This window comes from Meridianimarinicoccus aquatilis, from assembly GCF_004358675.1.
Lineage (GTDB): Bacteria > Pseudomonadota > Alphaproteobacteria > Rhodobacterales > Rhodobacteraceae > Meridianimarinicoccus > Meridianimarinicoccus aquatilis.
In genome coordinates, this window is sequence record NZ_SMZO01000021.1 from 30,684 (window position 1) to 42,726 (window position 12,043).

Annotated in this window: 12 protein-coding genes and 1 tRNA gene; 5 read left to right on the forward strand and 8 right to left on the reverse strand. The window is 59.2% G+C overall.

Annotated elements, in window-relative coordinates:
• Positions 1-128 precede the first annotated feature (128 nt).
• The 3 genes from E2L05_RS10720 to E2L05_RS10730 all read left to right on the forward strand — a co-directional run bounded on the left by E2L05_RS10720 (position 129) and on the right by E2L05_RS10730 (position 2,580).
• Positions 129-1,409, forward strand: a complete 1,281-nt coding sequence (locus tag E2L05_RS10720; RefSeq protein ID WP_133342908.1) for an ABC transporter permease — start codon at positions 129-131, stop codon at positions 1,407-1,409.
• Positions 1,402-2,085 (forward strand): ABC transporter ATP-binding protein, encoded by a 684-nt coding sequence (locus E2L05_RS10725; RefSeq protein ID WP_133342909.1) that lies wholly within the window; start codon positions 1,402-1,404, stop codon positions 2,083-2,085. The genes E2L05_RS10720 and E2L05_RS10725 overlap by 8 nt, the downstream gene beginning before the upstream one ends.
• Positions 2,086-2,169: 84 nt before the next feature.
• Positions 2,170-2,580, forward strand: coding sequence for a c-type cytochrome (locus E2L05_RS10730; protein ID WP_133342910.1), 411 nt, complete (start codon positions 2,170-2,172; stop codon positions 2,578-2,580).
• An 18-nt stretch (positions 2,581-2,598) separates the two neighbouring features.
• On the opposite strand, the gene E2L05_RS10735 is transcribed toward E2L05_RS10730, so the two are convergent.
• The 7 genes from E2L05_RS10735 to E2L05_RS10765 form a co-directional block, all read right to left on the reverse strand.
• Positions 2,599-3,069, reverse strand: coding sequence for a DUF302 domain-containing protein (locus E2L05_RS10735; protein ID WP_133342911.1), 471 nt, complete (start codon positions 3,067-3,069; stop codon positions 2,599-2,601).
• A gap of 298 nt (positions 3,070-3,367) precedes the next feature.
• Positions 3,368-3,441, reverse strand: a tRNA-Gly gene (locus tag E2L05_RS10740).
• Between the two features lie 34 nt (positions 3,442-3,475).
• Positions 3,476-5,530, reverse strand: coding sequence for an ASKHA domain-containing protein (locus E2L05_RS10745; protein ID WP_133342912.1), 2,055 nt, complete (start codon positions 5,528-5,530; stop codon positions 3,476-3,478).
• Positions 5,531-5,882: 352 nt separating this feature from the next.
• Positions 5,883-6,842 (reverse strand): methyltetrahydrofolate cobalamin methyltransferase, encoded by a 960-nt coding sequence (locus tag E2L05_RS10750; RefSeq protein ID WP_133342913.1) that lies wholly within the window; start codon positions 6,840-6,842, stop codon positions 5,883-5,885.
• 5 nt (positions 6,843-6,847) lie between these two features.
• Positions 6,848-7,516, reverse strand: a complete 669-nt coding sequence (locus E2L05_RS10755; protein WP_133342914.1) for an HAD family hydrolase — start codon at positions 7,514-7,516, stop codon at positions 6,848-6,850.
• Positions 7,513-8,427, reverse strand: a complete 915-nt coding sequence (locus E2L05_RS10760; RefSeq protein WP_133342915.1) for a methylenetetrahydrofolate reductase — start codon at positions 8,425-8,427, stop codon at positions 7,513-7,515. Before E2L05_RS10760 ends, E2L05_RS10755 begins: the two co-directional genes overlap by 4 nt.
• A gap of 24 nt (positions 8,428-8,451) precedes the next feature.
• A complete protein-coding gene (locus E2L05_RS10765; RefSeq protein WP_133342916.1) occupies positions 8,452-8,739 on the reverse strand; it encodes a virulence factor in 288 nt (95 codons plus the stop codon).
• 220 nt (positions 8,740-8,959) lie between these two features.
• On the opposite strand from E2L05_RS10765, the gene E2L05_RS10770 reads away from it, so the two are divergent.
• Both E2L05_RS10770 and E2L05_RS10775 read left to right on the forward strand, forming a co-directional pair.
• Complete coding sequence (locus tag E2L05_RS10770; protein WP_243721941.1) at positions 8,960-10,093, forward strand: Ppx/GppA phosphatase family protein; 1,134 nt, start codon at positions 8,960-8,962, stop codon at positions 10,091-10,093.
• 1 nt (position 10,094) lies between these two features.
• Positions 10,095-10,838: an RlmE family RNA methyltransferase gene (locus E2L05_RS10775; protein WP_133342918.1), complete on the forward strand. Its 744-nt coding sequence runs from the start codon at positions 10,095-10,097 to the stop codon at positions 10,836-10,838.
• Positions 10,839-10,843: 5 nt separating this feature from the next.
• On the opposite strand, the gene E2L05_RS10780 is transcribed toward E2L05_RS10775, so the two are convergent.
• Positions 10,844-11,974, reverse strand: a complete 1,131-nt coding sequence (locus E2L05_RS10780; protein ID WP_133342919.1) for a HupE/UreJ family protein — start codon at positions 11,972-11,974, stop codon at positions 10,844-10,846.
• Between the last annotated feature and the right edge of the window lie 69 nt (positions 11,975-12,043).

Genomic DNA, 12,043 nt, shown 5'->3' on the forward strand with positions numbered 1-12,043 from the left:
TGTTTCTATTTGGGCGTCCGATCTTACGAAAATGTGCAGTGCGGTAACCCGGCGTTCACGCGTCGCCAGCGCTTGACCATCCGGCCTATGCACGAAACAAGCGGAGCACATCAAATTGGATCAGCGACATGTCTTCCCGACCCTTTGCCGCCTATGAATGGATGATCGCGTGGCGATACCTGCGCGCCACCCGCGCCGAGGGCGGCGTAAGTGCAATGACGTGGATTTCGTTGATCGGAATCGCCCTGGCTGTCTTTGCGCTGATCGCGACATTGGCGGTCAGATCCGGGTTTCGGACCGAATTTGTGGACACGATCCTTGGCGCCAATGCGCATGCAACCTATTACACCTTTACCCGGTTGGACGAGAACGGTGTCAGCAGCAACACCATCGCTGACTACGCAGACAAAGCAGAGGCGCTGCGCGCAGTCCCCGGCGTGACCCATGTGGCGCCCGTTGTGCGCGGTCAGGTTCTGGCGGGATTTGGCGGGCGCAATGTGGGCGCACAGATCGTCGGCATGGCGGCTGATGACGTGCGCGCATTGCCCCGGATTGTCGACCCGTCGGTCGGTGTCGGCGATTTTGCCAGATACGGCGAAGGCATCGCCGTGGGGGCCGGGATTGCACGGCAGCTTGGGCTTGGCGTCGGTGATAGCCTGCGGCTGATCTCACCCGACGGCGCGCAAACACCATTTGGCACATCGCCGCGAGTGGGTGTCTATGACGTTGTCTACGTCTTCTCGGCCGGCCGGTATGATATCGATGGGACACGGATCTACATGCCCTTTGCCGAAGCCCAAGCCTATTTCAACCGAGACGGCGTTGCTGACGACATCGAGTTGTTGTTGGAAGACCCGGAATCTCTTGAACGTATAATGCCGAGCCTTTGGCAGGCAGCCGGGCAGGGCGGTGCATTTCAGACTTGGAAAGACCGCTCTGGGGCGTTTTTGCGGGCACTTGAAGTCGAAGATAATGTGATGTTTGTGATCCTGTCTGTTCTGGTGCTGATTGCGACGATGAATATCGTGTCCGGGCTGATCATGCTGGTGAAAAACAAACAGGCGGACATCGGTATTCTGCGCACAATCGGGCTGAGCCAAGGGGCCGTGATGCGGGTGTTTTTCATCTGCGGCACATCCGTTGGTGTGATTGGCACTGTGGCAGGTGTCGTTTTGGGCTGCCTCTTTGCCCTAAACATTGATGCGATCTTTGCGCTGGTGAATGGCGTGTCCGGCGGCGGTGTGTGGGACCCTGCGGTTCGCGGTATCTATTACTTGCCTGCGCAGCTTAAGGCGGGCGATGTGGTCACCGCTGTGGCGTTGTCCTTGTTCCTGTCCTGTGTCGTGACCATTTTCCCGGCCCGTCGTGCTGCGCGGCTCAATCCGGTGGAGGCGCTGCGTGATGGCTGAAACGGTTCTGAAGCTGGATGGTGTGCAGCGACGGTATAATGCAGGCTCTCGGGCCGAGGTTGCGGTATTGCGAGGGGTAAGCCTGACGTTGGTGCCTGGCGAGTTGATTGCCTTGGTGGCCCCGTCCGGGGCTGGAAAATCGACCTTGTTGCACATTGCGGGGCTGTTGGACCGCCCAGATGACGGAACTGTGCACATTGCTGGTCAGAACGTGGCCGGACTGTCAGAGGCAGCGCGAACAACCCTGCGTCGTGACACGGTCGGCTTCGTCTATCAGTTTCACCATTTGCTGCCAGAGTTCTCGGCACTGGAAAACGTGATGCTGCCGCAACGTGCAAAGGGAACGTCTGTTGCTGCGGCCACAGACCGTGCCGTTGGGCTGTTGGATCGCGTTGGCCTGTCGGCGCGTGCAAGTCATCGCCCGGCCGCGCTATCGGGCGGGGAGCAGCAGCGCGTTGCCTTTTGCCGCGCGCTGGCGAACGGACCAAAGTTGCTGCTGGCGGACGAACCCACCGGCAACCTTGACCCGGATACCGCTGAGCAGGTTTTTAGTGCCTTGGTGGACGTTGCGCGCGAAACCGGGCTTGCTGGGCTTGTGGCGACACATAACCCGGCGTTGGCAGCGCGAATGGACCGGCAGGTGCGCCTTGAAGGTGGGTATCTTGTGCCCGCGTAACCAGCCCGGCAACCAAGTGATTGTGCCCGATACGCGGCGTGCTAAGCTGGACGTAACGAGCAAAATAACAGTCGGGAGGCAGCAATGCGGGTGAGTAAGTTCGGTGTAGTCAGCGGCGCATGTGCGTGCGCAATTTTGGCTTTGGCTGCGTGCCAGACACCGATTATTGAGTCGCCTGTCCCAAAACAGGATTTTGCCGACTATTGCGCCAGTTGCCATGGCGTGGACGCGAAGGGGAACGGGCCAGCTGCGGCAAACCTGGCTGTTGCGCCACCGGACCTGACCACGTTGTCTGCCCGCAATGGCGGAGAATACCCGTTGGTCATGGTTATGAGCCAAATTGATGGCTATGGGCGCGACGGCTCCATGCCCGAGTTTGGGTCATACTTGCTGGAAGATCGCAAAGTGCTGGTGGAAACGTCGCCGGGGGTTGAGACCCCGGCGCCGGAACGTCTTGTACTGATGGCGCGCTATTTGGAAAGCCTGCAACGCTAGGAAAAGCAGAGCCCTGCGTTATTGCACGGCTGCCTTTGCGACCGCATCGAATTTTGCATCAAGTTCTGCCGCAGCTGCCGCCAGATCGTCGCCGCCTTCGTCCATGTAAGGGGAGAAGACGTGGCTAGGTGTCTTGTAAGACAGGGTTGCACTGCCATCGGGGTTTTCGGTGACATACATGCGGATCGGCGCTTCGATCATCGCGGCGGAGCTTAGGCCAAGAATGCGCACTGCATAGACGTTGTTAAAGAGGCCGATCACTTGGTTCCCCGGAATGGTCACTCCGCGAGAGGCCGCTGCAGCCGTGGGGCCCGCCTGAGTCACCACGCCCAACTGCTGCGTGCCAGCCGCGCTTTTCACAGCATCGACCAAGGTCTGATAGTCTTTTTCCGTCGGGTGCACGCTCCATCCTTCGCGGGGGGCAGGGGATTGTGCCTGCGCAGTGGCAGTGGCGGCAAGAAGGGCAAGGGCGGCGAAAGTCGGTCGCATAAAAACTCTCCGTCTACGAATGTGCTGCCTACATAGCGCAGTCCGCGTTCACGGTGCGTCACGCCTAGGTGATGTTGACGCGTCGCGGCCCTTTTTCCCGTTGTCTGCAGAGTGAAGCAAGCCGGATGCCGTGAGCCCGCGCGCGATGTTGCAGGCCATCAAGCGTTGCGATGTGAACAACGGCCCGGTGAAACCCAACTGATGGGCCAATAGCGTATCAAAGAGAATGAGTGTTTGGGTCGGCCCAAGCGCCAGTCTAAAGTGCTGTGGATCAACACTGTTCGCTCTATGGCGTCACTGGAGCGGGTGAAGGGAATCGAACCCTCGTCGTCAGCTTGGGAAGCTGCTGCTCTACCATTGAGCTACACCCGCGTTCGACGCTGGTTAGCCGTGCTGTGCGTGCCGGTCAAGTCTGTTCCGTCTTTGGGGATACGCGCCGCTGTCCGCGCCGCCGACCGGGTGTTACTCCCGCGCCAAAGCGGGCGTCGGGCAAGGGCGTGTGCGCCCGGAGCAGCGGAAAAGGATCGCTGGCATGTGGCAGGGCGCTGGCAGCGACGAAATGCTCTTGAAAGCGCGGGGCGATCGCGGTTTCGATCTTGTCGATCTGGCGGCTCAGTAATTCAACTTGCCGCCGCGCCGCGCGGCTGCACAGCGCCATCCTTGCGCCGGTTCCGGCCGCATTGCCAGCGCCGTGGACGTTTTCCAGCGCGCAGTCAGGGATCATTCCAAGCACCAACGCGTGCAAAGGTGAGATATGCGCGCCAAACGCCCCGGCCAGCACAACGCGGTCAACGGTGTCTGTTCCAAACTCGTCCATAAGCAGGCGCGCCCCGGCATACAGCGCCGATTTGGCAAGCTGAATGGCGCGGATGTCATTCTGTGTCACGGCGATCAAAGGTCCACCGGTTTCCCTGGCGTCATGCAGAACATATGAAAAGGTGCGTCCCTCTGCGATGATCCGGTCGCCTCCGCCAGCCTGCGGCGGACCAATCAGACCGGAGGCATCCAGTAGTCCGGCCATACGCAATTCCGCGACGGCTTCAATAATACCTGATCCGCAAATGCCAGTGATGTTGGCCGTCGGCAAGCTGTCGGTGAACCCCGGATCGTCCGACCAAAGATCGCTGCCGATCACCTGAAAGCGCGGCGTCCCGGTTTCGGCGTCGATCCGGACCCTTTCGATTGCGCCGGGTGCGGCCCGCTGGCCTGCACTGATCTGTGCACCTTCAAATGCAGGTCCGGTAGGCGAAGAACAGGCCAGCACGCGGCTGCGGTTTCCAAGAAGCAATTCGGCATTCGTGCCAACATCCACGACCAGCACCAGATCCTCGGACTGGTCCGGCGCTTCGGCCAGCGCCACTGCTGCCGCGTCTGCGCCCACATGCCCCGCAATGCAGGGAAGGACATAGGCACGGGCGGTCGATGAAAGTGCGTCGAGGTTCAGATCACGCGCAGCCATTCTCAAGGCGCCGGATTGTGCCAAAGCAAATGGCGCTTGGCCAAGCTCGACCGGATCAATCCCAAGCAGCAAGTGATGCATGACCGGATTGCAAACCACTGTTATTTCAACAATCAAGGATGGATCAATTTGGGCCTCCGCCATGAGATCACTCATGAGAGCATTGAGACGATCGCGAACAGCTTTGGTCATCTCTTCTGCGCCGCCGGGGTTCATCATCCCGTAAGACACGCGGCTCATCAAATCCTCGCCGAACCGGATCTGCGGGTTCATGACACCGCCAGAGGCAACTACAGTGCCAGTTGCAAGATCGCAAAGATGGGCAGCTATGGTTGTGGAGCCGAGGTCGATGGCCATACCGTGCAAGTTTGAGGTCGGCAATTCGGGCCACAATCCGATGAGAAGCGGCGCGTCTGTTCCGTCATCAAACACAGCCGCTGCAACCTGCCAAGCCCCTTTGCGGAGGGCGGTTTGCAGCTTTGGCAACAAAAGTGGATCGCATTTAAGCGTGCCGAAAACACCCCATTGTGCGGTAAGTGCTGCGGAGAGACGCTCAAAATCGCCAGTCGGATCATGCATGTCCGGCTGTTCAACATCAACAAGATAGATCCGGGTGGCAGGGTCCATTTTGATTGGGCGATCACTCGCAGCCTTGCGGACAATTTGCTTATGGACCTGACTTTCTGGCGGCACGTCAATTACGACGTCACTTTGAATAAGGGCCTGACATCCGAGCCGTCTTCCGTCTATCAAACCTCGCTTGGCGCGGTATCTTTCTTCGACTTGATTCCAAGGAGACAACGCAGTTTCCGTAACGCTGACACCATGTTTGGCAAATTCGCCGGAGCCGGGCGTGATTTGGCACCGTGAGCAAATTCCGCGGCCGCCGCACACTGAATCGAGATCGACACCAAGCTGCCGGGCTGCTGTCAGGACAGGCGTGCCAACAGCGAAACGGCCCCGCTTGCCCGAAGGTGTAAAAACAACAAGTGGATCGGTCATAGAGCTGACCTTTGTATTGAAAACTTTGTTGAAGAACTCTTGGCACTCAGAAAACGACCAATTTTTCTGCCAAGCAGATGCCCGTTAGTCCGCCGCGATGGCGCGGGCTTGGAAACGGGCCGCAGACTTCGATCACGTGGAACCCGCGCCTGTCCGCCGGCCATTCCAACCGGTGACGTCCAACGACGCGGTCCACACAGCGGGCTTTTCGTCTGACCATACCGCTGGTTTACTCTGCATGAGCACAGAAAATCAGGTTGGGCCACTGCTGACACGCAACTTATTGGGCGCACCAGTTCTGAACATTCATACTCGAAAGCTCGCGATATCATGGTTTGCGCTTCCCTAATTCTCAGCCGCGGCGACGACGCCGTCCGCTTCGGCCCGAACCGGTTTGTTGCGCAACACTGCTGGCTTCTGCGAAGGATGTGCCTTCGGCCACTGCATCAAGCACGCGGGAAAAGCCGATCCAATTGCCGCCATTTGCATCATGATTCATCAGAAAATTCGCCGCCCGGATGGCTTCCATTTCGACGGGGCGGACCGGGTTCATGATGGCACTTGTCATGCCTGCGCCGATGGCCATGGGAAGAAACGCCGCGTTGATGCCGTGGCGATGCGGCAAGCCGAAGCTGATGTTCGACGCGCCGCACGTTGTGTTGACACCCAACTCTTCCCGCAATCGGCGCACCAGTGTGAACACCTGTCTGCCGGCGCTCGGCATTGCGCCCACTGGCATAACCAAGGGATCGACCACGATGTCGTGTGCGGGGATACCGAAATCTGCTGCCCGCTGAACGATTTTCTTGGCAACCTCAAAGCGGATATCGGGATCTTCTGAAATGCCTGTGTCATCGTTTGAAATGGCGACCACGGGAACATTGTATTTCTTCACCAGCGGCAGGATCAATTCCAGTCGCTCTTCTTCGCCTGTGACGGAATTCAGCAAGGGGCGGCCTTTGGCCAACTCAAGCCCTTTCTCAAGAGCAGCGGGAACAGAACTGTCGATGCACAGCGGCACGTCGACCAACCTTTGAACCAAGTCAATCATTTGCCCCATCAGCGGCGGCTCGGTCTCGTTCGGGTTCGGGTTCGAATTATACACAACGCCTGCATTCACATCGAGGATCATCGCCCCGCACGCCACCTGCTCAATGGCGTCCCGTTCCACGGTGCTGAAATCGCCGGCTTCCAATTCGGCGGCAAGTTTCTTGCGGCCTGTCGGGTTGATCCGCTCGCCTATCACACAGAACGGTTCGTCAAAGCCGATGGTCACGGTGCGGGTTGCGGATTCGACGGTTGTTCTGGTCATTGGGCTTATCCTTTCAGCCGGGCGAGAAGCGCGGGAAGTTCGGGGTCGGAAAAGTCGTTTACGGTTGCCTGCGCCCCGCTTGCGCGGAGAGCCGCATCGTTCAACGAGGATCGGACGCCAACGGTGAAGGCCCCTGAAGCGCGGGCCGCGCGAAGGCCAGATGGGCTGTCTTCAAAGGCAATGCACCGGGTTGGAGCAACGCCGAGGCTGTCCATCGCCGCCAGATACGGGTCCGGGTAAGGCTTCGCGCGGGCGCATTCCTCGCCGATTACAACGGTTTCGAATGTCGTTTCCAACCCGATCGCCGACAGCATCGTCAGCGCGTTCAATCGCGGGGCGTTGGTCACAACGGCCAGTCCCCACCCTTGACGTCGGGCGAAGTCCAGCAGTTCTACCACTCCTGGCATTGGGGGCGCGTGTGCGCCCAGAAGGTCGCGGAACCGGGCCTCTTTGTCATCTGACATCGCTTGGGCATTTTGCTTTGGGAAATGCTTTTCGAAAATGTCGCCGTTATGGTGGCCGTGAATTTCGCGGAAATAGAACGCCTCATCAATCGTGTGCCCGTGCTCTGCAAACAGATCACGGAAGACTTTGAAATGCAGTGTGTCGGAATTGATAAGTGTTCCGTCCAAGTCGAAAAGAAGGGCAGCGGTTGGGGAGGGGAGTGATGTCACGACGGCTCCTGTGGCTTGGAATGGGCCTGTGCCCAGTCTGTTGCCGCAGTAATGCCGCCAAGCGGGAAAAAGTGAACCCGGTCAATTGCGAAGTCCGGATTGGAGGATTTGTGCACAGCGAGCGCGCGAAGCATCTCCAGTGGCTCGAAGGGTCGAACAAGTCGGGTGACGTCCCGTGCCCGGCGTTGCAGGACCCGCAAAGATGGGCCAACACCGCACGCCACAGAAAAGCGGATCAGCGTTTGCAGTTTGGCGGGGCCTGCCACACCAATATGGATCGGCATGTCAATCCCTTCGGCGCCAAGACGGTCCGCCCATGCAATCACCGGCTCGGGCTCAAAGCAGAATTGCGTCACAAGCGCGACGGCAGCGTCTGTTCTCGACTTGAAATCCTGCTTCCAGCGCAGGGCATCCATCACGGCGCGGTCAGATCCATCGGGATCGATGTCGCGGTTGCCTTCGGGGTGGCCTGCGACATGCAAGCGTGTGAACCCGGCGCGGTCAAACTCGCCGGAATCCAGAAGTTGCATGGAATTGTCGAATGCACCGGTGGGCGCACTGACGCCGCCCGCCAGAACCAGTGCCTGGTGAACGCCGGCTTCCCCTTGATATCTTGCGATCCAATCGGCAAGCGTCGCCGCGTCGGGTATCAGACGCGCGGGGAAATGTGGCATGGGGTTGAACCCTGCGTGCGCAAGGCGCGCGGCGGTTGCCACCATGTCCTCAATCGGGGTGCCGTCTATGTGCGCGATGTAGACGCGGGTCCCGGCTGGAAGCAGCGTAGAAAAGTCATCGATCTTTGCGGCCGTCCTTGGCATGACTTCGACCGAGAAATCGTTCAGAAGGTTGCTTAGGGCGGATTGCGCCGATGGCGACGCGTCTGGGCGACGTCGGAAATCGATAAGAGCCATGCGCAGTTTCCTTTGTCGCCGGGATCACGCCCAGCCGTTATTTTCGATGAGCTTTTTGAGATGATCGTTGTCGTAGTCTCGTTCGATCCGGGCGGCGACCTGCGCAGCATCTGTATCGCTGTCGTCTTTGGCTGGTGCCTTGCGCCATTGGGCAAGATAGTCATCGGTTCCCGCAGCGCCACTGCGCATTGCGGCCCGGTCTATTGCCTGCTCAAACCTTTCAGTCAGAGTGACTTTTTTAGCGTTGCGCCCCCGGCCAGCAAGAACCTGGGCAGGAATATCACGCCAATAGACAATTTTGATGCCGGACATTTCTCGCCCCTGAATTCTTGCCGTACCCAAATTGCTAACAGCCCTGTTTCTCGGGTCATGGCCTGATTTCGACCCTGCGGGGTCTGTCCGCGACCCAAAGCCGCGAATGCAGGGACGCGCGGCGCAATCGTGAAGCGCCAAGTCGCACAAGACCTGTAGCGCGGCTTGCGTCATTGCCTTGTGGTGTTTACATTTAACACAACTGAAAATGGAGGGCGTAATGGCGCCCAAGCGTCTCGGCCCCGCGGCTGTGATCCCGGCAACGGTTGATCGCGCGCGGCGTATCGCACCCAGAATAGAGCCGTATGCGGCGCTTGATCTGGGAACTAATAGCTGCCGCATGCTGATTGCCCGTCCTGACGGGCATCAGGTGAGGATCATCGACAGCTTTTCCAAAGCTGTTCAACTTGGCGCCGGTCTTGAGTCGTCGGGGAATTTGTCGCGCATGTCCATTCGCCGGACTGTGCAGGCCCTGCGCGTGTGCCAGCGCAAGTTGGAACAGCATAACGTGAGCAAAATGCGACTTGTCGCAACCGAAGCCTGTCGGCGTGCCCGCAATGGCAATGCGTTCATTTCGCAAGTTCTGCGCGAAACTGGTCTGCGGCTGGACGTCATCACCCCTGAAGAAGAAGCGCGGCTTGCCGTGGTCAGTTGCGGGCCGCTTGTCCATGCTGAAGCAGAACAATTGCTGGTGGTGGATATTGGCGGCGGGTCAACCGAGCTTGTTTGGATTGATCTCTCACAGGTCGCACCGGAACACCGTTCCGCTGCGGTTCTTTCGCTTCACGATTGCTCTTTCGCCAATGCGGGATTCGGAGCGCGGGTTGTGGACTGGATTTCTGTGCCTCTGGGCGTTGCGACCCTGCGGGACCGGTTTTCCGATGTGCAGGACGATGCCGGGGCCTTCGCCTTGATGAGTTGGTACTTCGAAGAGAATTTGGCAGATTTCATCCCATATGCGGGAACGCACCGCAAAGCCGGGTTCCAGATTGTGGGCACTTCCGGCACCGTGACCACAGTTGCTGCGTCGCATCTGGGGTTGCGCCGGTATGACCGTGCCTTGGTGGATGGGCTGGTTTTGACCTCTGATGAAATTGACGCCGTGATCCGAGACTACTTGCGTCTTGGCCCGGAAGGGCGCAAGAGCGACGGCCGCATTGGGCGTGACCGGCATATGCTGATCATGCCCGGCGCGGCGATCCTGCAAGCCCTCTTGCGGCTATGGCCCACAGACCGTCTTTCGGTGGCGGATCGGGGTCTGCGCGAAGGTTTGCTTTATGCACAGATGAGCCGCGACGGGGTGTTCCCGACGGCAGACAGACCGGCTGGAATGTCGGGCGGAAAGGGCGCCTGAAATGGCCAAGAAAACCAGCGGCCGGGGGCAGCGAGATCTGTTTGTGAAGGTCAAGACAGCGCGCGGGCGCAAGATGTCATCGACCAAATGGTTGCAGCGTCAACTCAACGACCCGTACGTGGCGCGCGCGCGGGCCGAAGGGTATCGCGGGCGTGCAGCGTTCAAGATTATGGATCTGGACGACCAGTTCCGCTTTTTGGTGCCGGGGGCCCGCGTGGTCGATCTGGGCTGCGCTCCGGGCGGCTGGTTGCAGGTGGCTGTACCGCGGATCAATGCAGATGGCGAGAAGTCAGGTAAGGCGCGGGGGCGGATCATCGGGATTGACCTTCAAGAGGTAGACCCGATCCCCGGCGCGGAAATCCATGTTCTCGATTTCATGGAAGAAGGGGCGGATATTCAGGTCAAGGAATGGCTTGGCGGCCCAGCGGATGTGGTCATGTCCGATATGGCCGCGTCCAGTTCGGGGCATAAACAGACCGATCACCTGCGCATTGTTGCCTTGTGCGAAGCCGCTGCTGAACTGGCCTTTGACGTGCTGGACGAAGGCGGCACGTTTGTGGCCAAAGTCCTTGCCGGCGGCGCAGAAGGGCAATTGCAGGCCCTTTTGAAAAAGCGGTTTGAAAAAGTGTCCAACGTCAAACCGCCATCAAGCCGGTCTGACAGTTCTGAAAAGTTCGTCGTGGCACGGGGGTATCGCGGACGCCCTGAGGCGGATGATGACGCAGAGGGCGCCGAGGCTGTATAAGGGCCTCAGGCCAACGCCATGACCAGCCAGTACACGCCGCCAAGCCCGATCAGCACAGAAGCGGGTCGCGCGATGGCCGCCGTGTACCACGGCTTGTTCCGGAACCAGTACCCGACCGTTGCAAAGGCAATCGCGATAACCGCAAGTTGTCCGATCTCCACCCCGACGTTGAAGGCAGCCAACGAGGCGAGCCTCGCCCCCTCGGGCAAGCCGATTTCGGCCAGCATTGCCGCAAAACCCATCCCGTGAAGCAGGCCAAATCCTGCGACAATCGCAAGCCGGTTTCGCGCCTGCGCAGGGGTCGGCGCAGCCCCGGCTTTCCAAATATTTTCTACTGCGATCCATATGATCGAAGCGGCAATGATCGGCTCAACCAATCCGCGCGGCAAAGTCACAATGTCGAAGGTCGCCAAGCCCAAGGTCACACTGTGGGCGAGGGTAAAGGCGGTCACTTGCAAAAGCAGGGGACGCATCCGCGTTGAATAAAAGAACAGCCCGAGCACAAAGGCGATGTGATCCGCGCCTAGCGGGATGATATGGCGATATCCCGCGACGAGATAGCTGACCAAACCGCCTGAAAGACTTGTCCCCGCAGCTTGCAGTGGCGGGCTGGAAATCCCACCGGTCAGAAACCCGGTATATCCGTCTTCGCCTGTCTGCCGCAGGATCAGTGGACCCATCATCGTTGACCATGAGAATGACACAGATGCGGAGTCGCTTGGCAGATCAGCGATGACCGTCAATGTCCCGTCGCGGGCCAAATCGGTCGATATGCCGTCGGGAACGGACACGCTTTGCAGCAAGACGGGCAGCACAGCGCCGTCAGACACAAGCCGGAAATTATTCGACAAACGCGGCCAAGCGGCGCGCACCCGTTTTTCAAGATCATCACCGGGCAAGCTTCGCAAGGCGTCGTGCTGGGCTGACAGAGGGCTATCGTTGGTGTTCTCAATGGCAGCCAAGTTCATTCCGACCAGAACAGGCTCCAGCGGCATCATAATGCGCATCGTCACGTTTTGCGCATCTATGGTGATGTCCGCAACCGCAGGGCGGGTTTCGTGCGCCTGTGCCGTGGGAACGGGGTCCAACAGAAAAAGGCATGTCAAAACGATCGTAAGGAAGCGCAAAAAATACATGGCGATCTCGTCTTGGGTGTGGTGTTGTTCCTGACCTAGCAGATGTGACCTGTTTTGCCAGACGCGGCG